The sequence below is a fragment of the Geodermatophilus sp. SYSU D00815 genome (assembly GCF_054050035.1).
In genome coordinates this window covers 74,564-92,497 of the sequence record NZ_JBJGYO010000006.1, presented here as the reverse complement: position 1 = coordinate 92,497, position 17,934 = coordinate 74,564, and the positions used below count along the sequence as shown (strand labels likewise).

The window sequence follows — 17,934 nt, the reverse complement described above, 5'->3', positions numbered from 1 at the left end:
GGCTGCGGCTACGCGCCGCTCGCCGCGCCGCCGCCGGCCCTGCGCTGCCGCTTGCGCTCGTACATCGCCGCGTCGGCCTCCGCCAGCACCGCGGTGGCGGAGCGGCCCGGGGCGTCGACGACGGTCATCCCGACGCTGACGCGCAGCGGCAGGGTCAGGTCGGTGAGGGCCAGCGGCTCGGCGCAGACCGCCTCGATCCGCTCCCGCAGCCGGGCGGCGGCGGCCGCGTCGGGCAGGTGCGCGACCAGGGCGAACTCGTCGCCACCGAGGCGGGCGACCGTGTCGGTGGTGCGCCGGACCTCGCGCAGCCGGCTGGCGAGCACGACCAGCAGCAGGTCGCCGGCCTCGTGGCCGTGGCGGTCGTTGACGTCCTTGAAGTCGTCGACGTCGAGGTAGCAGACGGCGACCACCCCGCCGTCCCGGTCCCGGGCCCGCAGCGCGGCGTCGATGTCGTCGTCGAGCAGCGCGCGGTTGCGCACGCCGGTCAGCGGGTCGTGGTACGCCAGGCGGGACAGCTCGGCGTCGCGGAGCCGGCGGGCGTGGATGTCCTCGATCGCCGCGACCGCTCCCCAGGGCAGCCCATCGGCGTCGCGCAGCAGGTGGGCGGTGACGCGCACCCACAGCAGCCGCCCGTCGGCGTGCCGCAGCCGCTTCTCCACCGGCTTCCCCCGGCCGTCGGTCACCAGGGCCTCGGTCGCGGCGTCGTCGAGCGTGAGGTCCTCGGGCAGCGTGAGGTCGCGGTAGCTCGTGCCGATCAGCTCGTCGGCCGAGCGGCCGAGCAGTTCGCACAGCATGCGGTTGATCCGCACCCAGTTGCCGGTGCTGTCGGTGACCGCCAGGCCGACCGGCGCCTCCTCGAACGCCGCCCCGGCGAGGAGGTCCCCGATGGGCGGCTGCGCACGCCGGGCCGGCTCGGCGGGACGTGGGTGCGGGGCGGTCGTCACGATCATGCTCCGGGGTGCGGCGAACGGAGCGACAGCGTACGTCGCCGTTCCGACACCTCCGGGGAACGCGCGGTCAGGATCGCCCCGAGGAGGGGGTCCCCGGACGTGCGAGAGCCCCGCTCGGACGTCGTCCTCGCGGGGCTCTCGTTCGGGGTGGAGGTGGCGGGAATCGAACCCGCGTCCTACGACGCCAGTCCAGGGCTTCTCCGAGCGCAGTCCGCTGTGCCTCTGCTCGACCCCACCGATCCCGCGGACGAGTCGGTGTGGCGGGCCCAGTCGCTGTTTGCTTTCCCCTCCTGCACCCGCGACCGGCGCGGAGGGTCAGTCACCTAGCTGATGCCAGGATCCGGATCGGTGACGAACCCGGGCTGACAGACCCGCTTCGCTGCGTCAGGCAGCGAGAGCGAAGTCAGCGCGACTGTTGTCGGCGCTTGTGTTGTTTGCAACGCGTGGTTAACGAGCTCATCGTTGCCTTCCTCGGCTCGCTTCCCCTGGCCAAACGACCGCAGTCGAGACCATTCACCCCCTGTGTAGTTGTGCAGTCAGGGTAACCGGCCGCGCCACCGAGTTGTTCCCCCGCCGCACCGGCACCCACCCGATCGGTCGATCATCGGCTCCTTGCCGCAGACACGGCCGGACACGCCGGCGCAGGCGGCAAGAGGGCGATGATCATCGGTGGGGGGCAGCGGGGTCCTTCCTCAGATCCAGTCGCGGCGCTTGAAGACGACGTAGAGCACCAGGCTGACCGCGGCCATGAGCACCAGCGCGAACGGGTAGCCGAGGTGCCAGTGCGTCTCCGGCATGAAGTCGAAGTTCATGCCGTAGACGGTGCCGACCAGCGTGGGCGCGAAGAGGATGGCCGCCCACGCGGAGATCTTCTTGACCTCCTCGCCCTGGGCGATGCTCGCCTCGGTCAGCTCGCGGATCTCGTCGTTCTGCCGCTGCGCCACCAGCGTCGCGTTCACGGTGAGGATGTCGCGCAGCTGCAGCCGGAAGCCCTCGACCCGCTCGTTGACCTGCACCACGTGGTCGGCGACGTCGCGCAGGTAGCTGCGCAGCTCCTCGTCGACGCCGTACTTGTCGAAGCCGGCGGCGATCGCGGCGAGGATGCCGGACAGCGGCTGCGAGGCCCGCTGGAACTCCAGCACCTCCTGCGAGAGCTCGTAGATGCGCCGGGAGACCCCGGGGTCGCCGCGGAAGACCTCGGTCTCGATCTCGTCGATGTCGTTGGCCAGCCCCGCGACCACGGGCGCGTAGCCGTCGACGACGGCGTCGAGGATGGCGTACAGCACCGCCTCGCTGCCCTTGGCCAGCAGGTCCGGCTCGCTCTCCAGCCGCCGGCGCACCCGCGCGAGGTCGGGCGACTCGGCGTGCCGGACGGTGATCGCGAACTCCTGGCCGAGGAACAGGTGCAGCTCGCCGAACTCCACCTCCTCGCGCTCGTCGACGTACCGGGCGGCCTTGAGGACGACGAACAGCGTGTCGCCGTAGCGCTCGAACTTCGGCCGCTGGTGGGCGGTGATCGCGTCCTCGACCGCCAGCTCGGGCAGGTCGAACAGCTCGGCGAGCTCGCCCAGCTCCCGCGGCTCGGGGCGGTAGAGCCCGAGCCAGGCCAGCCCCTCCTCCCGCTCGGCCAGGGCGTCGCGGGTGTCGGCCAGGGACGCCGGGGTGGCCACCCGGCGCCCGGCCGAGTAGACGGCGTTGTCTACCAGCCGCGACCGGTGGCGGGGCTCGGCGGGCGGCGGGGCCGGGGCGGGGCGCGGCGCGCGCGGCTCCACCCGCGGGCGGCGGGTCAGCGTGGAGAAGGCGGTCAGCGGGGTGCGGCGGTCGGCCATGACGGACTCCCGGGGACGACGCGGGGACGAGGACGCCGAGCAGGTCCTCCGCCGCGCTCGACCGCCGGCCGTGCGACGGCCGCGGGATCAGGCGGGGAGGACCTCGGGACTGCTACTGGGAGGTTCGCTGCGCATGCGCTCAGCCCTCCCCTCGCGTCGGTGCCCCGCGTCCGTCCGCGAGGCCGTCGTCCATCGTGGCACGCGCTGTCCAGCGCGCGTCCCCCGGTCGAGTGAAGGACCCCCTGCGGGGGGGCCGACCTAGCCGACGTTCCCCAGGACGAGATCGATCATCAGCGGGAGGAGCAGCACGATCAGCAGCGCGCCGAGGACGTCGAACGAGATGCCCGAGCGGATCATCTTGGTGATCGGCACGACCCCGGAGCCGTAGACGATGGCGTTCTGCGGCGTCGAGACCGGCAGCATGAACCCGAACGAGGCGGCGAACGTCGCGGCCAGCGCGGGCACGAACGGGTTGATCCCCGCCGCCACCGCCACCGGGATGATGATCGGCACCACGACCGCCGCAGAGGCGGTGTTCGACGTCGTCTCGGAGATGACGATCGCCAGCAGCACCGCGAAGACCGTGATCGCCAGCGTGCTGGTCAGGCCGAGCAGGTCGGCCGAGCCCTGCCCGATCGTCTCGGCCAGGCCGGTGTCGGCCAGCAGCGAGCCGAAGATGATCCCGGTGCCGAACAGCAGGATCGTGCCCCAGTCGATCTTCGCCGCGTCGCTCCAGTTGAGCGTGAACTCGCGGCGCCGCCAGTCGGTCGGCAGCAGGAACAGCAGCGAGGCCCCGAGGACGGCGACGATGCCCTCGTCGAGCCGGTCGCTGATCGTCGTGTAGAGGTCGGACTCGGTGCCCGCGGTCAGCGCGATGACGCCCGGGAAGATCCACAGGAACACGGTGATGCCGAAGGCGATCAGCGTGTTCTTCTCGGCCCGCGACATCGGGCCGAGCTCCGCCCGCTCCTTCGCGACGTACTCGTGCACGCCCTCGATGCGCTTGATCTCCGGCTTGTTGAGCAGCAGCAGGACGAGGGCCAGGGCGACGAACATCAGCGCGCAGATGGGCAGCGCCATCAGCATCCAGTCGAGGAAGCCGATCCGCTCCCCCGTCGCCTCCTCGATCAGCCCGCGGCCGATCAGGTTGGGCGGCGTGCCGACCGGGGTGATCAGGCCGCCGACGCTGGCGCCGTAGGCCAGCATGAGCATCAGCGCGGTGCCCACCCGCAGCCGCAGCGGGTCGAAGTCGGGCGCCACCAGCTCCTTGTCCTGCAGCAGCTTGGCGATCACGGTGAGGATGCCGAGCGCCGTCGGCAGCAGCATGGCGACCGTGGCGGTGTTCGACACGAACGCCGACAGCAGGCAGGTGATCGCCCCGAACGCGATGACCACCCGGGTCGTCGAGGTGCCCACCCAGCGCATGGACAGGATGAACATCGCGAACCGGCGGGCGACGCCGTGCTTGAGCATGGCCGCGGCCAGGATAAACGCGCCGATGAAGGTGAACACCGTCGGCGAGCCGAACGGGGTGAGCGCCTCGTCGGGACCGACCACGCCCAGCACCACGATCGCCGCGATGCCGATCAGGCCGCCGACCGGGATCGGCACCGGCTCGGTGATCCACAGGACGATGACGCCGAGCAGGATCGCCGCCAGCAGGTGCTGGTCCCGCGGCAGGTCGAAGGGCAGGAGCGCGAAGACGATCGTCACCGCGGGCGCGAGGAACAGGCCGACGGTCCGCCGGCCCTTCTCGAAGCGCTCCTCGGCGGGGCTGAGCTGCTGCTCGCCGAGGCTGCGGTAGGTGGCGCTGCCCTGGAAGGCGGCGTCGACGTCGGTCCGGCGAGCCGGACGGGACTCCGTCGCGGTCATGACCCCTCCCGTGGTGGGTGTGGTCCAGACCATAGGAGCGCCGGGTCCCCGCGGCGACCCCGCCGGGACCGGGCCCGGAGGGCGGCGACCGCCCGGTCAGCGCCCGGCGAACAGGCCGGCGGGGTACGCGCCACCGGCGGCGATGCGCGCCGAGAAGCCCTTGCCGAGCTGCACCACCCGCGCCGTCCGCTCGGGGCCCAGGTGCCGCCACGGCGCGGCGGAGAGCTCGTCGGTCTCCGCCTCGATCCGCGCCCGCAGCGCCGCGCCGTCGGCGGTGAGCCCGTCGCCGTCCAGCAGGCCGCGCCCGCTGAGCGACGCCACCGCGGCCGCCCACTCCTCGTCGCTCCAGCCGCGGGTCGCCTTGGCGCCGGCCTCGGTGAACCCGCGGCCGGTGACCGTGTGGGTGACCAGCGCCTCCAGGCCGGTCAGCCCGGCGCGCAGCAGGGCGGCGAGGTGGCCGTCGCCGCGGTGCTCGCGCAGCAGCGTGGCGCCGTGCCACAGCTGCAGCAGCGGCTCCTCGGGCCAGGGCAGGTCGGCGTGGCCGGCGTACAGCGGCCGACCCTCCGGGGTGAGCACGGCGCAGGCCTCCCGGAGCAGGCCGGCCAGCTCGGCCACCTCCGGGGCGGCGACGGCGTCGGCGCCGAGCAGCCGGGTGAGCGAGGCGCGGGCGGCGGCGAACCGGGCGGCGACCACCTGCTCGGGCGAGGCGAGCGTCCAGGCGCGCGGGACGTGCCGGGCCACCAGGCTCGGCGAGAAGTTGTAGAAGGTGGCCGCCACGACGCCCGGACCGACCGGGCCCATCGGCGCCGCCCGCCCGGCGAAGTAGCACATCCGCCCCGGGCGCAGCCCGACGGCGGTCAGGTGCTCGTCCTGCTCGGGCACGAAGTAGAGGTGGTTGTGCAGCGGCTCCACGGCGCGGTGGGCGCGGGCCACCGCCTTCGGGTCGGCGGACACGGTGGTACCGGCGGGCTGATCGACGCTGACCATGCGCCGGACCCTAGTCAGCGGCGGACCGGCGGCAGCGCCCGGGACCAGGAGACCTGGGTGCGGCGCACGCCGAAACCCAGTGCCTCGTACAGGCGCAGCGCGCCGGTGACGTTCTCGCTGTCGACCTGCAGCGAGGCCCGCCCGCAGCCGGACGCGGCGGCCAGCTGCAGCGAGCGCACGATCGCGGCGCTCGCCAGCCCACGGCCGCGCGCCTCGGGCAGCGTGCCGATCTGGCCGTAGTGCGCCTCCTCGACGCCGGTGGCCCGGGTGTCGGCCTCGTAGACGTAGACCAGCGCGTAGGCGACCACGGCGCCGTCGGCGAGCACGAGGGTGGACAGGTCGGGGCGGAAGGCGCGCTGGCCGGTGAACAGGGTCTGCCACGAGGCGGGGTCGCGCTCGCTGGAGCCGTGGTGCCGGCTGAACGCGGCGTTGTGCGCCCGCCGCACCTCGTCGTCGCGCTCCCACGTGAAGGGCGCGAGCTCGACCCCGGCGACGTCGGGCACCGGAGGCAGGTCGGCGAGCGGCCGCTCCATCTGCCGGTACCACCGCACCGCGGTCAGCCCGGCCCGGTCCACCAGCGCCGCCAGCCCCGGCATGGTCTCGGGGACGACGACCGTGAGCAGGCCCGGCGCCTCCGGGTGCCGCTCGGCGTGGATCTCGGCGCCCCGGGCCAGCTGCCAGTCGAGCAGCGCCCGCCCGATGCCGCGCCGGCGGTGCTCCGGGCGCACCCGCGCCTCGAGGTGGACGGAGAAGGCGTCCCGGAAGGTCGGCGGGGCGATCGCGGTGGCCCAGGCCACCAGGGCGCCGTCGGGCCCGTGCACCGCGAGGCTGTCGTTGCGCAGGTCGACCAGCTCGTTGACCCACCACTCGGTCAGGTCGTCGGCGTCGTAGTTCTCGCCGGTGTCGTCGACCTCCTCGGCGACGGCGAGCAGCGCCGCGGCGTCGTCGACGTCGTCGGGGGTCAGCGGCCGGGAGGTGAGGCCGGGCGGCAGGTCGAGGGGCGGCACAGTGCCCGAGGCTAGAGAACGGCGTCGCGGCGGGCCACCGAGTTCACTTCCTGGCGAACAGGCAGAACGGGTGGCCGGCGGGGTCGGCGAAGACGCGCACCACCTCGGCGGCGTCCTCGTGCCCGCCCAGCGGCCGCGCGCCGGCGCGCTCGGCGACCGCGCAGGCGGCCTCGAGGTCGTCGACCTCGATGTCGAGGTGCACCTGCATCTGCTGGTCGCCGGGGCCGGAGGGCCACACCGGCGGCACGTGGTCCTCCTCGAGCTGGAACGACAGCCCCGTGCCGCCGTCCGGAGGCCGCAGCGTGACCCAGCCCGGCTCGTCCGACCCGATCGGCCAGTCGAGCAGCTCCTGGTAGAAGGTCGCCAGCGCGGCCGGGTCGGGCGTGCCGAGCACGGCGGCGGTCAACGAGAAGCGCGGCATCAGGCCTCCACTCCGAACAGTCGGGCGCCGTTGTGCCACAGGACGGCGCGCAGCCAGTCCTCCCCGAGACCGAGCCGGTGCAGCGCGGCGAGCTGGTGCGCGTACGGGTACGGGATGCTCGGGAAGTCGCTGCCGAGCAGCACCTTCTCGCGCAGCACCGACAACCGCGACCGGTCGGCCGGGTCGAACGGCATGAGCCGCTCGGTGAAGTCGGTGGCGAACATGGTCGTGTCGAGGTGCACCCGCTCGTAGCGCTCGGCCAGGTCGAGGAAGGCGGCGTACTCGGGCATGCCCAGGTGCGCGATCACCAGCTGCAGCCGGGGGTGCCGCTCGAGCAGGCCCGCGGTCGGCTCGGGGCCGGTGTGCTCGCCGGCCAGCGGGCCGGAGCCGCAGTGGATCACCACCGGCGTCCCGGTCTCCTCCAGCCGCGCCCACACCGGCTCCAGCAGCGGGTGGCGCGGGTCGAACGCGCCCACCTGCACGTGCACCTTGAACACGCGGGCGCCGCGGTCGAGCGCCTCGGCGACGTACGCCGGCGCCTCCGGCTCGGGGTAGAACGTCGCCGACCGCAGCACCCGCGGGTGCCGGGCCGCGAACTGCGCCGACCAGTCGTTGAGCCAGGCGGCCATGCCGGGCCGGTGCGGGTAGGGCAGCGTCGGGAACGCCCGGACGCCGAGCCGCTCCAGCACCGCCAGCCGCTCCTCCTCGGGCAGCGCGTAGGCGATCGGCCAGCGGGTGCCGTAGTGCGCCTCGGCGTCCTCGAAGAACTTCCAGACCTTGGCCTGCACCTGCGGCGGCAGGAAGTGCACGTGCACGTCGACCAGCCCGGGCAGACCCAGCTCGCGCCAGTACCGGGGGACGTCGGCGTCGTCGACCGGCGGCTGGACCGTCATGCGAGCGTGACGACGACCTTGCCCCGCACGTGCCCGCCGGCCACCAGCTCCTGCGCCTCCCGCACCTGCTCCAGCGGGAAGGCCTTGGCGATCGACACGCGCAGCTGGCCGGCGTCGGCCATGCGGGCGAGCTCCTCGAGGTCGTGCCGCTCCGGCCGGACGAAGACGTAGCGGCCGCCCGTGCCGTTGACCGCGGGGTCCACCACGCTGGCGATCCGCGACACGTCGCGCACCTGCCGCGGTGCGTCGGACAGCGCCTCTCCCCCGGCCAGGTCCAGGACGGCGTCGACCGGCTCGGCGAGCTGCCCGCTGATCGGGCCGGCCGAGTAGTCGAGCACCTCGGCCGCACCGGCGTCCTCGAGGAAACCGCGGTTGCGCGGGCTGGCGGTGCCGATGACGTGCGCGCCGAGGGCCACGGCGATCTGCACGGCGAAGAAGCCGACGCCGCCGGCGGCCCGGTGCACGAGCACCCGGTCGCCCTCGCCGACGTCGAGGGCCTCGGTGAGGGCCTGGTAGGCGGTGAGCCCGGCCAGCGGCAGGGCGCCGGCCTCGGCGAAGGACAGCGACTGCGGCTTGCGCGCCACGCACCGCTGCGGCGCGGGCACGAGCTCGGCCGCCGTCCCCCACTGGACGTCGTCGCGGCGCAGGTAGCCGAACACCTCGTCGCCCGGCGCGAGGTCGTGGACCGCCGGACCGACCGCCTCGACCACCCCGGCGAGGTCCCAGCCGGGGACGATCGGGAACCGGTGCGGGAAGAACCCGGAGAGGTGCCCCTCGCGGATGCTGATGTCGACCGGGTTGACCCCCGCCGCCTTCGCGCGGACGAGCACGGTGTCCGGCCCGACCGGCGGCTCGGGGAGGTCGTCGCGCAGCCGCAGGACCTCGGGACCGCCGAAGCGGTCGTACGCGACCCCTCTCACCGGCGGCCCTTCACGTACCGGCCGAAGGCCCGCTGCATCTCCCGCCGCGACTCCCGCTCGGCGAGGTCCTGCCGCTTGTCGTACGCCTTCTTGCCGCGGGCGAGGGCGAGGGTGGCCTTGACCTTGCCGTCCTTGAAGTACAGGTCGAGCGGGACGAGCGTCAGCCCGCCCTCCTTGGTCTTGCCGATGAGCTTCTCGATCTCGGCGCGGTGCATGAGCACCTTGCGCTTGCGGCGCGGGGCGTGGTTGGTCCACGTGCCCTCGGTGTACTCGGGGATGTGCACGTGCTGCAGCCACACCTCGCCGCCGTCGACGGTGGCGAACCCGTCGACCAGCGAGGCCCGGCCGGCACGCAGGCTCTTCACCTCGGTCCCGGTGAGCACCAGGCCCACCTCGTAGGTGTCGAGGATCGAGTAGTCGTGCCGCGCCTTCTTGTTCTGGGCGATCAGCTTGCGCCCCTGTTCCCGCGGCATGTCCCCAGGTTACCGAGGGCGTCGCTCCCGCACGGCCGACCAGGTGAGCAGCACCGCGGACGTCGCCGCCCAGGCCGGGTGATCGCGACCACGCGCACCCGCTCGCCGACGCTCACCGGCAGTCCCCGCCGGGGCAGGACCCGGGTCACACTGGGCGAGATCGCCGGTGTCGCACGCCTCCGGTCGTCGAGGCGTGCGACACCGCCGATGTCGGCGCGTCAGAGTCGGACGTACAGGCGCAGCGTGACGTAGGCGGCGATGCCGGCCAGGCCGACGCCGGCCGCAGCGATGATCGGGCTGATCGTGGCGATGGCGCCCCAGTCGACCGGCGGGATGATGCCGGCCTTGATCGGCCCGGCCAGCGTCTTGTCGACGAACAGCACCTTGGTGAGCACCAGCCCGCCGACGGCCAGCAGCGCACCGATCAGCCCGGCGACCGCGGCCTCGAGGATGAACGGCAGCTGGGTGTACCAGCGGGAGGCGCCGACCAGCCGCATGATGTTGGTCTCGTTGCGCCGGTTGAAGGCCGCGAGCTGGATCGTGTTGGAGATCAGCAGCAACGCGGCCAGGGCTTGCACGACGGCCACCGCGATGGTCGCGTTGCGGGCGCCGTTGAGCAGGCTGAACAGCCGGTCGAGGAAGTCGCCCTCGTCGCGCACCTGGTCGACGCCGTTCTGCCCGTTCGGGAACTCCGCGGCGATGACCGAGTAGCGCTCGGGGTTGACCAGCTCCACGCGGAAGCTCTCCGGCAGCGCGTCCGGCGGGGTGTTGTTGACCAGCTCGGGCTGCTGGCTGAACTGCTGCTGGAAGCGCTCGTAGGCCTCTTCCTTGGACTCGTAGACGTAGCTGGCGACCTCGGGCGAGTCCTGCAGCGTGGCCTCGATGGCGTTGCGCTGCTCCTCGGTGACGTCGTCGGCCAGGAAGATGGAGACCTGCACCTTGTCGTAGTAGATCTCCTTCATGTCGGAGATCATCCCGGCGATCAGCAGGCCGGTGCCCATGAGCCCGAGGGAGATGGCCGTCGTCAGGATCATCGCGACCGTCATGGTGAGGTTGCGACGCAGCCCGGTGGCCACCTCGGAGAGCACGAAGTTGACGCGCATGGATTCCCTGTCTGGAGTCTTGCTGGTCGAAGGTGCGGCTACCGGCCCTGCTAGCGGCCCACGCCGTAGACGCCGCGCGTCTGGTCGCGGGCGATCACGCCGCCGTTGAGCTCGATCACGCGCCGGCGCATGGAGTCGACGATGTGGTAGTCGTGCGTCGCCATGATCACGGTGGTGCCGGTGCGGTTGATCCGCTCCAGCAGCAGCATGATCCCCTCGCTGGTCTCGGGGTCGAGGTTGCCGGTGGGCTCGTCGGCCAGCAGCACCAGCGGCCGGTTGACGAAGGCGCGGGCGATGGCCACGCGCTGCTGCTCACCGCCGGAGAGCTCGTGCGGCAGCCGGTTGGCCTTGCCCTCAAGGCCGACCATCTCCAGCACCTCGGGCACGACCCGCTTGATCGTGCGCTGCGGCTTGTTGATGACCTCCAGCGCGAACGCCACGTTCTCGGCCACGGTGCGGTTGCGCAGCAGGCGGAAGTCCTGGAAGACGCAGCCCATGGTGCGGCGCAGCTTCGGCACCTTCCACTTGCTCAGGGTGTTCAGCGTCTGGCCGTTGACCGAGATCGTCCCCTTGGTCGGGTTCTCCTCCTTGAGCAGCAACCGGAGGAACGTCGACTTGCCCGACCCGGACGAGCCGATCAGGAAGACGAACTCGCCCTTGTCGATCTGGGTCGACACGTCATCGAGGGCCGGCCGGGAGCTGGCCGGGTAGATCTTGGTGACGTGTTGCAGTTCGATCACGAGGCTTGACGGTACCTGTCCCCGGGCACCCCGGGGGGTCGCCCACGCGGAAGCGGTCGGGTGTCGCGGTGCGGCCGGGTGCTCAGCCGGCCGGGACCGACTCCTGCTGGCGCCGCCAGCGGATGCCGGCCTCGATGAAGGCGTCGATGTCGCCGTCGAGGACGGCGGTGGTGTTGCCGGTCTCCTGCTCGGTGCGCAGGTCCTTGACCATCTGGTACGGGTGCAGGACGTAGGAGCGCATCTGGTTGCCCCAGCTGCTGCCCTCCCCCTTGAGGGCGTCCATGGCGGCCCGCTCCTCCTCCTGGCGCTTGGCCAGCAGCCGGGCCTGCAGCACGCGCATCGCCGCGGCGCGGTTCTGGATCTGGCTCTTCTCGTTCTGGCAGGACACCACGATGCCGGTGGGCAGGTGGGTGATCCGCACGGCGGAGTCGGTCGTGTTGACGCTCTGCCCGCCGGGGCCGGAGGAGCGGAAGACGTCGATGCGGATCTCGTTCTCGGGGATGTCGACGTGGTCGACCTGCTCGACCACGGGCAGCACCTCGACGCCGGCGAACGAGGTCTGCCGGCGGCCCTGGTTGTCGAACGGCGAGATGCGCACCAGCCGGTGCGTGCCCTGCTCGACCGAGAGCGTGCCGTAGGCGTAGGGGTGCTTGACCGCGAAGGTGGCCGACTTGATGCCGGCCTCCTCCGCGTAGGAGATGTCGTAGACCTCGACGGCGTACTTGTGCCGCTCGGCCCAGCGCAGGTACATCCGCATGAGCATCTCGGCGAAGTCGGCGGCGTCCACCCCACCGGCCTCGGACCGGATCGTCACCAGCGCCTCGCGGGCGTCGTACTCGCCGTTGAGCAGGGTGCGCACCTCGAGCTCGTCGATCTCCTTGCGCAGCCCCTCGAGCTCGCGGTCGGCTTCGGCGAGGCTGCCGGCGTCGCCCTCCTCCTCGGCGAGCTCGTGCAGGACGGCGGCGTCGTCGAGCCGGCGGCGCAGCTCCTCGACGCGGCGCAGGTCGCCCTGCAGGTAGGACAGCCGGGAGGTCAGCGCCTGCGCCTTCTCGACGTCGTCCCACAGGTCAGGGGCGGCGGCCTGCTGCTCCAGCTCGGCGATGTCGCGCCGCAGCTTGTCCACGTCGAGGACGGCCTCGATGGACTTCAGGGTCGTGTCGAGCTCGTCCAGGACGACGGCGAAGTCAGCGGCCACGTCGATCCAATGTAGTCGTGCCCCGCGGCCTCGCCCGGGTAGGGAGAACCGGCATGAGCGAACCCCGTCCCGAGCGCACCCGCGAGGACTACGCGCGCGGGCTGCCCGACCACCACGACCCCACGGCGGGGATCGGCGGCGCGCCCCCGGCGCGGTCGGCGCTCACGCTGCGGCTGTGGCTGGCCGGCTTCGGCCTGGTCGTCTGCGCCGTCCTCGGCGTCCTCGCGCTGGGCGCCGGCGTGCCGGCCTGGCTGCCGGTCGCCCTGTTCGTGCTGGCGGCGGTCGCGGCGGTCGACCTCGTCGTGGTCGCCCGGCGCAAGGCCCGCGGCGAACCCGGCTGACCGCCGTGAACGGGCACCGTCGACGGGCACAGCGTCCTGCGCCCGCCCGCCCGGGGCGGTCAGGTGCCTGACCCGCGGGCCGCGGGACGTCAGGAGAGGACGTCGGCTCCCGGGGCGCGCCGCCGGACGGCCATCCAGCGCTGGAGGTCCTCGGCCGGCATGGGCCGGGCGATGTGGTAGCCCTGCGCGAACGTGCAGCCCAGCTCGACGACGGTGGCCAGCTGCTCGGCGGTCTCCACGCCCTCGGCCAGGGTGCGCATGCCCAGCGCGGAGGCCAGCCCCACCACGGCGGCGATCGCCGCGGCCGAGCCGGCGCGCTTCCCGGCGCCGGCGACCAGGCTGCGGTCGATCTTGAGGATGCCGGTGGGGATGTCGACCAGCTGGCCCAGCGAGGAGTAGCCGCTGCCGAAGTCGTCGATCGAGACCTCGACGCCGCGGCGGCGCAGCACCGCGAACTGCTCGGCGGCGCGCCGCGGGTCCTCGGCCACCGACGTCTCGGTGAGCTCGAGCACCAGCCGCGACGGGTCCAGCCCGGCCGCGGCGAGCGCGTCGGTCACGTCGCGCACGAGCGTGCCGGTGGCGAAGTGGCCCGCGCTCACGTTCACGCCGACGACCAGGTCCAGGCCGCGCGCGAGCCAGTCGGCGCCCTGCCGTGCGGCCTCGCCGAGCACCCAGCGGGCCAGCGGCACGACCAGGTCCTGGCGCTCGGCGGCGGTCAGGAAGTCGCCGGGGAGCAGCAGGCCGCGCTCGGGGTGGTGCCAGCGCACCAGCGCCTCGACGCCGCTGCACTCGCCGGTGGCCAGGTGCATGACCGGCTGGTAGTGCAGCACCAGCTGGCCCTCGGCGATCGCGTCCCGCAGCTCGCCGGCCAGCAGCGCCCGGCGCTCGGCGGCCAGCCGCAGGTCGGTGGTGAAGGTGTGCACGCGGTTGCGGCCGGCGGCCTTGGCGGCGTACATGGCCAGGTCGGCGTCGCGGACCAGGTCGGTCGAGCGCACGGCGCCGTCCTGGCCGGTGGTCGCGATGCCGATGCTCACGGTCAGCCGCGCGGTGCGCGGTCCCAGGGCGAACGGGTCGTCGAAGGCGCCGCGGAAGCGGGCGGCCAGCGCCTCGGCGCCGGCGGCGTCGCAGTCGCGGCAGAGGACGACGAACTCGTCCCCGCCGAGCCGGCCCACGGTGTCCCCGGCCCGGGTGCGGCCGGCCAGCCGCGCGGCGATCTGCCGCAGCAGCTCGTCGCCGGCCTCGTGGCCCAGGGAGTCGTTGACCTCCTTGAACCCGTCGCAGTCGAGGAAGAGGACGGCGACCGGCCCGCGACCGGGCCGGTGCAGCTCCTCGTCGATGAGCTCGTGCAGGTGGGCGCGGTTGGGCAGCTCGGTGAGGTGGTCGTGCCGGGCCCGCCAGGCGGTCGACCGCTCCGCCCGCACCCGGTCGGTCACGTCGGTGTGGGTCACCACGACCTGCCCGTCCCGCCCGACCCGGCTGGCCTGCACGTGCACCCACCGCTGGCCGTCGGGCAGCGGTGCGGCGTAGTCGACCGAGACGTCGTCGCGCTCGCCCCGGGCCAGCGCCCGGAGCGCGGCCACCAGTGCCCGGGTGGAGGGGTCGTCGCGGAACCCGAGCGCGACGTCGAAGTAGTTCTCGCCGCCGCCGGCGGCCGCCGGCTCGCCGTGCCGGGTCGCCCACGCCCGGTTGGCCAGCAGGACCGTGCCGTCGTCGGCGAGCAGGACCGTGGGCGAGGGCAGCGCGTCGAGGACGGCCTCGACCTCGACGGCCCGGTCCGCCGCTCGCACCGGCACGCGACCTCCCGCACCCCCGGGCGTCCTCCCCGACGCCGCTCCTCCCCACCATCGGCTCCGCGGCGCCCTTCGTTGAGTTCCGCCACGCCGGCCTGCCCGATCGGGTGACCTCGGACCGGCGTGTCGGGCGGACGCGCGGTGCCGGCCGGCCGGGCTCAGGCCTCGCGGGTCTCGGCGGCCAGCCACTCCAGGTAGGCGGGGTTGCCGCCGACGAGCGGCAGCGCGATCACGCAGGGGACGTCGTAGGGGTGCAGCTCGTCGGCGCGAGCCACGATCGCCGGCACCAGCGACCGGCGCGTGTGCAGGGTGACGCGGGCCTCGGCCTCGTCGTGCACGGCGCCCTGCCACCGGTAGATCGAGCGGATCTCGCGCACGGTGTGCCCGCAGGCGGCCAGCCGCTCCTCGACCATGGTGCGGGTGAAGCCGGCCAGCCAGCCGGCGTCGTCGGCGGTGACCACGACCTCGCAGAACTGCTCGTCCACACCGGCGATCCTGCCCGCGCGTGGAACCCGCGGCCCGCGGGGTAGGGCGCGGCCATGAGCGACTTCGTGAACATCCGCCTCGACGGCGAGGAGTACGTGCTGCGCCCGGAGGACGACGCCGTGCGGGTGGGCCGGCGGGTCGGCGGCGACGTCACCTGGCTCGACGACGTCGACACCGGCCTGTTCCCCGACGCCGCCCGCCAGGCGATCCGGCGGGGGGACGCCGAGGACCAGGCGCTGCTCACCGCGCTGCGCGGGGTGGTGCAGGCCGAGGTCGAGCGCGGCGGCTGAGGCCGCTCAGCCGGCGGCGGGCACCGGTGCCTCGAGCAGGCGCGGCACGTCGGCGGACGGCAGCGGCCGGGCGAACAGGTAGCCCTGCGCCCGCGCGCAGCGGGCGGTGCGCAGCGCGTCGCGCTGGCTCTCGTGCTCGACGCCCTCGGCCACGACCTCGAGGCCGAGGGCGGTGCCGAGGTCGACCATGCCGCGCAGGATCGCCGGCAGCGCGCCGTCGGGGCCGATCTCGGCCACGAACGACCGGTCGACCTTGAGCACGTCGACGTCGAACTGGCGCAGGTAGCCCAGCGAGGAGTGGCCGACGCCGAAGTCGTCGAGGGCCACCCGCACCCCGGTCGCGCGCAGCGCCGACAGGCAGCGCGCCGCCCGCTCGGGGTCGCTCATCAGCGCCGTCTCGGTCACCTCGAGCACCAGCGCCGACGGCGGCAGCCCGCTGTCGGCGAGGGCCCGGGTGACCACGCCGGCCAGGTCGGGCCCGGTCAGCTGCAGCGGCGAGACGTTGACGGCGACGCTGAACTCGCCGCCCGGCCGCTCCCGCCGCCACGCCGCCGCGGCGGTGCACGCCTCGGCCAGCACCCAGGCGCCGATCCGGTCGATGAGGCCGAGCTCCTCGGCCACCGGCACGAAGCGGTCGGGCGGGACGTCGCCCAGCGTGGGCGAGTGCCAGCGCAGCAGCGCCTCGACGCCGACGACGCGCTCGTCGGCCAGGTCGACGACCGGCTGGTAGACCAGCCGCAGCTCGCCGTCGTCCAGCGCGGTGCGCAGCCCCTGCTCGAGCAGCCGCCGCTGGTGGGCGCCCTCGCGCAGGGCGGGGTCGAAGACCAGGCACCGGTCGCGGCCGGCGACCTTGGCCGCGTACATGGCCAGGTCGGCGTCGCCGACCAGGGAGTCGCTGGTGGCGCCGGGGGCGCCGACGGCGATGCCGAGGCTGCCGGAGATCTCCACCCGCTGGCCGTCGAGGACGACGGGCCGGCGCAGCAGCTCCAGCACCCGGGCGGCGGTCGCCGCCGCCTGCCCGGACCGGTCGCCGCCGTCGAGCCGGACCAGGACGGCGAACTCGTCCCCGCCCAGCCGCGCCACCAGGTCACCGCCGCGCACGGCGGAGGTCAGCCGGGCGGCCACCTCGCGCAGCAGCGCGTCCCCCACCGGGTGGCCGAGGGTGTCGTTGACCGCCTTGAAGCCGTCGAGGTCGACGAGCACGAGGGCCACCGACGCCGGGTCGGGCCCGCGCAGCGCCCGGTCGACGCGGTCGGTGAGCAGCGCCCGGTTGGCCAGCCCGGTCAGCGGGTCGTGGAAGGCCAGGTGCTCCAGCGCGGCCTCGGCGCGCTTGCGGTCGGTGATGTCGGTGGCGTGCAGCACGATGCCCCGCACGTCGTCGTCGTCGCGCAGGTCGATCAGCCGCACGCCGAGCCAGCGGTCGCCACCGTCGCGGCGGCAGCGCAGCTCGGCCTGGACGACGACGCCCGGGCCGGCGCGCAGCACCCGGGCGAACGCGGCCCGGGCCTCCTCCTGGTCGACCCCCGACCGGCGCAGCAGCTCGCCGCCGGACAGCCCGGTCGCGGGCACCTCGCCGAGCAGCGCGGCCAGCGACGCCGGGTCGCTGACGACCTGCCCGTCGGGGCCGAGCACCGCGACGGCGTCGGAGGAGTGGGCGGCCAGCGCCGCGCTGTAGCGCTGCCGGGAGCGCACCTCCGCGCGGGCCTCGGCCTCGGCGCGCAGCAGCCGGGCCGCCCGCAGGAACACCAGCACGGCGAGCAGCGCGGTGCCGGCGAGCACCGGGACGCGCAGCAGCGGGCTCGGGTCGAGGCCCCGCACGAGGTCGACGACCGTGGGCACGAGCAGCCCGCCCAGGCACACCGCGAGCCGGCCGAGCCCGGCGGTGCCCGCCCGGGGGTCGGCGTCGGGCGCCGGCGCCGACCCGGTGCCCGGCGCCCACCAGACCGCCGCGGCGAGCAGGACGGCGCCGAGCAACCAGCCGGTGTCCGACCACACGGTCACGCCGCCGAGGTCGACCAGCGCGTAGGCGAGGTCGGAGCCCAGCCAGCAGAGGGCGCCGGCGGCGACGCCGAGCGCGGCCCGGGACCCGCGCCGGCGGGTGACCACGAGCCGGAAGACCAGGCCCACCAGGGCCGCGTCGAACGCGGGGTACAGCGCCCACACCAGCCGGGTGAGCAGCGGGACCGACTCGTCGGCGAGGGTGCCGGCCAGGGAGAGCTGCCACACCACGAGCAGCCCGGCGACGAACACGACGGCGCCGTCGAGCGCGCCGTCGACCTGGTCGCCGCGGCTGCGGCCGGACCGCGCCGCCATCCGCCACAGGCCGGCGGCCAGCACGAAGTAGGCGGCGACGTAGGCGGCGTCGGCGACGGAGAAATCCGTCGACCCGCCGCGCCAGGCGATGACCTGCCAGGTCAGGTCGCCGGCCGCGGAGAGGGTGAGCCCCCAGGCCACGGCGACGGTGCCGGGCTGCCGGCACCGCAGCGCGCCCCACCACGCCAGCGCCGCGGCCGCCCAGGACACCCCCAGGTACAGCACCGCGGCCGCGGCTGAGCCGTGGACCACCGCGTGCACCACGAGGACGGCGACCGCTCCCAGCATCGTCGCTGCGCTCCACCGATCCCGCACTGTGCAACT

At 74.2% G+C, this 17,934-nt stretch carries 17 protein-coding genes and 1 other RNA gene; 2 read left to right on the top strand and 16 right to left on the bottom strand.

The window, feature by feature from the left end:
• Nucleotides 1–8 precede the first annotated feature (8 nt).
• The 13 genes from ACI78S_RS09165 to prfB form a co-directional block, all read right to left on the bottom strand.
• A complete protein-coding gene (locus ACI78S_RS09165; RefSeq protein ID WP_456972414.1) occupies nucleotides 9–944 on the bottom strand; it encodes a diguanylate cyclase domain-containing protein in 936 nt (311 codons plus the stop codon).
• A gap of 151 nt (nucleotides 945–1,095) precedes the next feature.
• Nucleotides 1,096–1,471, bottom strand: a transfer-messenger RNA (tmRNA) gene (gene ssrA / locus ACI78S_RS09160).
• A 171-nt stretch (nucleotides 1,472–1,642) separates the two neighbouring features.
• Nucleotides 1,643–2,779 (bottom strand): magnesium and cobalt transport protein CorA, encoded by a 1,137-nt coding sequence (locus ACI78S_RS09155; RefSeq protein ID WP_456972413.1) that lies wholly within the window; start codon nucleotides 2,777–2,779, stop codon nucleotides 1,643–1,645.
• A 258-nt stretch (nucleotides 2,780–3,037) separates the two neighbouring features.
• Nucleotides 3,038–4,651 carry an SLC13 family permease gene (locus ACI78S_RS09150; RefSeq protein ID WP_456972411.1) on the bottom strand — a complete coding sequence of 538 codons (1,614 nt, stop codon included), beginning with the start codon at nucleotides 4,649–4,651 and terminating at the stop codon, nucleotides 3,038–3,040.
• Between the two features lie 96 nt (nucleotides 4,652–4,747).
• On the bottom strand, nucleotides 4,748–5,638 hold the full coding sequence (locus tag ACI78S_RS09145; protein WP_456972409.1) for an SCO6745 family protein: 891 nt from the start codon (nucleotides 5,636–5,638) through the stop codon (nucleotides 4,748–4,750).
• Between the two features lie 14 nt (nucleotides 5,639–5,652).
• Complete coding sequence (locus ACI78S_RS09140; RefSeq protein ID WP_456972407.1) at nucleotides 5,653–6,645, bottom strand: GNAT family N-acetyltransferase; 993 nt, start codon at nucleotides 6,643–6,645, stop codon at nucleotides 5,653–5,655.
• Nucleotides 6,646–6,688: 43 nt separating this feature from the next.
• Entirely contained in the window at nucleotides 6,689–7,066 is a 378-nt protein-coding gene (locus tag ACI78S_RS09135) for a VOC family protein (RefSeq protein ID WP_456972405.1), read from the bottom strand.
• Nucleotides 7,066–7,959: an amidohydrolase family protein gene (locus tag ACI78S_RS09130; RefSeq protein ID WP_456972403.1), complete on the bottom strand. Its 894-nt coding sequence runs from the start codon at nucleotides 7,957–7,959 to the stop codon at nucleotides 7,066–7,068. Before ACI78S_RS09130 ends, ACI78S_RS09135 begins: the two co-directional genes overlap by 1 nt.
• Nucleotides 7,956–8,879 carry an NADP-dependent oxidoreductase gene (locus tag ACI78S_RS09125; RefSeq protein ID WP_456972401.1) on the bottom strand — a complete coding sequence of 308 codons (924 nt, stop codon included), beginning with the start codon at nucleotides 8,877–8,879 and terminating at the stop codon, nucleotides 7,956–7,958. Before ACI78S_RS09125 ends, ACI78S_RS09130 begins: the two co-directional genes overlap by 4 nt.
• Nucleotides 8,876–9,352, bottom strand: a complete 477-nt coding sequence (gene smpB / locus ACI78S_RS09120) for an SsrA-binding protein SmpB (RefSeq protein WP_456972399.1) — start codon at nucleotides 9,350–9,352, stop codon at nucleotides 8,876–8,878. Before smpB ends, ACI78S_RS09125 begins: the two co-directional genes overlap by 4 nt.
• 218 nt (nucleotides 9,353–9,570) lie before the next feature.
• The gene (ftsX, locus tag ACI78S_RS09115) at nucleotides 9,571–10,455 is read right to left on the bottom strand and encodes a permease-like cell division protein FtsX (protein ID WP_456972397.1); all 885 of its coding nucleotides are present in this window, start codon (nucleotides 10,453–10,455) and stop codon (nucleotides 9,571–9,573) included.
• A 50-nt stretch (nucleotides 10,456–10,505) separates the two neighbouring features.
• Nucleotides 10,506–11,195 (bottom strand): cell division ATP-binding protein FtsE, encoded by a 690-nt coding sequence (gene ftsE / locus ACI78S_RS09110; RefSeq protein WP_456972395.1) that lies wholly within the window; start codon nucleotides 11,193–11,195, stop codon nucleotides 10,506–10,508.
• Between the two features lie 82 nt (nucleotides 11,196–11,277).
• Complete coding sequence (gene prfB / locus ACI78S_RS09105) at nucleotides 11,278–12,390, bottom strand: peptide chain release factor 2 (RefSeq protein WP_456972393.1); 1,113 nt, start codon at nucleotides 12,388–12,390, stop codon at nucleotides 11,278–11,280.
• A 53-nt stretch (nucleotides 12,391–12,443) separates the two neighbouring features.
• Here prfB and ACI78S_RS09100 point away from each other — a divergent pair, with 53 nt between their 5' ends.
• Nucleotides 12,444–12,731, top strand: a complete 288-nt coding sequence (locus tag ACI78S_RS09100; protein WP_456972391.1) for a DUF6343 family protein — start codon at nucleotides 12,444–12,446, stop codon at nucleotides 12,729–12,731.
• A gap of 89 nt (nucleotides 12,732–12,820) precedes the next feature.
• Here ACI78S_RS09100 and ACI78S_RS09095 read toward each other — a convergent pair whose 3' ends face one another.
• Together ACI78S_RS09095 and cutA are read right to left on the bottom strand one after the other, a co-directional pair.
• Entirely contained in the window at nucleotides 12,821–14,524 is a 1,704-nt protein-coding gene (locus ACI78S_RS09095; RefSeq protein ID WP_456972389.1) for a putative bifunctional diguanylate cyclase/phosphodiesterase, read from the bottom strand.
• A 155-nt stretch (nucleotides 14,525–14,679) separates the two neighbouring features.
• On the bottom strand, nucleotides 14,680–15,006 hold the full coding sequence (gene cutA, locus ACI78S_RS09090; protein ID WP_456972387.1) for a divalent-cation tolerance protein CutA: 327 nt from the start codon (nucleotides 15,004–15,006) through the stop codon (nucleotides 14,680–14,682).
• A 54-nt stretch (nucleotides 15,007–15,060) separates the two neighbouring features.
• Here cutA and ACI78S_RS09085 point away from each other — a divergent pair, with 54 nt between their 5' ends.
• On the top strand, nucleotides 15,061–15,297 hold the full coding sequence (locus ACI78S_RS09085) for a hypothetical protein (RefSeq protein ID WP_456972385.1): 237 nt from the start codon (nucleotides 15,061–15,063) through the stop codon (nucleotides 15,295–15,297).
• Between the two features lie 6 nt (nucleotides 15,298–15,303).
• On the opposite strand, the gene ACI78S_RS09080 is transcribed toward ACI78S_RS09085, so the two are convergent.
• The gene (locus tag ACI78S_RS09080) at nucleotides 15,304–17,898 is read right to left on the bottom strand and encodes a putative bifunctional diguanylate cyclase/phosphodiesterase (protein ID WP_456972383.1); all 2,595 of its coding nucleotides are present in this window, start codon (nucleotides 17,896–17,898) and stop codon (nucleotides 15,304–15,306) included.
• Nucleotides 17,899–17,934 lie beyond the last annotated feature (36 nt).

Excerpts from the sequence above, each read along its gene's own strand:
- ACI78S_RS09155 (WP_456972413.1), bottom strand. The coding sequence starts at position 2,779 with ATGGCCGACCGCCGCACCCCGCTGACCGCCTTCTCCACGCTGACCCGC.
- ACI78S_RS09150 (WP_456972411.1), bottom strand. The coding sequence starts at position 4,651 with ATGACCGCGACGGAGTCCCGTCCGGCTCGCCGGACCGACGTCGACGCC.
- ACI78S_RS09145 (WP_456972409.1), bottom strand. The coding sequence starts at position 5,638 with ATGGTCAGCGTCGATCAGCCCGCCGGTACCACCGTGTCCGCCGACCCG.
- ACI78S_RS09135 (WP_456972405.1), bottom strand. The coding sequence starts at position 7,066 with ATGCCGCGCTTCTCGTTGACCGCCGCCGTGCTCGGCACGCCCGACCCG.
- ACI78S_RS09130 (WP_456972403.1), bottom strand. The coding sequence starts at position 7,959 with ATGACGGTCCAGCCGCCGGTCGACGACGCCGACGTCCCCCGGTACTGG.
- smpB (WP_456972399.1), bottom strand. The coding sequence starts at position 9,352 with ATGCCGCGGGAACAGGGGCGCAAGCTGATCGCCCAGAACAAGAAGGCG.
- ftsX (WP_456972397.1), bottom strand. The coding sequence starts at position 10,455 with ATGCGCGTCAACTTCGTGCTCTCCGAGGTGGCCACCGGGCTGCGTCGC.
- ACI78S_RS09100 (WP_456972391.1), top strand. The coding sequence starts at position 12,444 with ATGAGCGAACCCCGTCCCGAGCGCACCCGCGAGGACTACGCGCGCGGG.
- ACI78S_RS09085 (WP_456972385.1), top strand. The coding sequence starts at position 15,061 with ATGAGCGACTTCGTGAACATCCGCCTCGACGGCGAGGAGTACGTGCTG.
- ACI78S_RS09080 (WP_456972383.1), bottom strand. The coding sequence starts at position 17,898 with ATGCTGGGAGCGGTCGCCGTCCTCGTGGTGCACGCGGTGGTCCACGGC.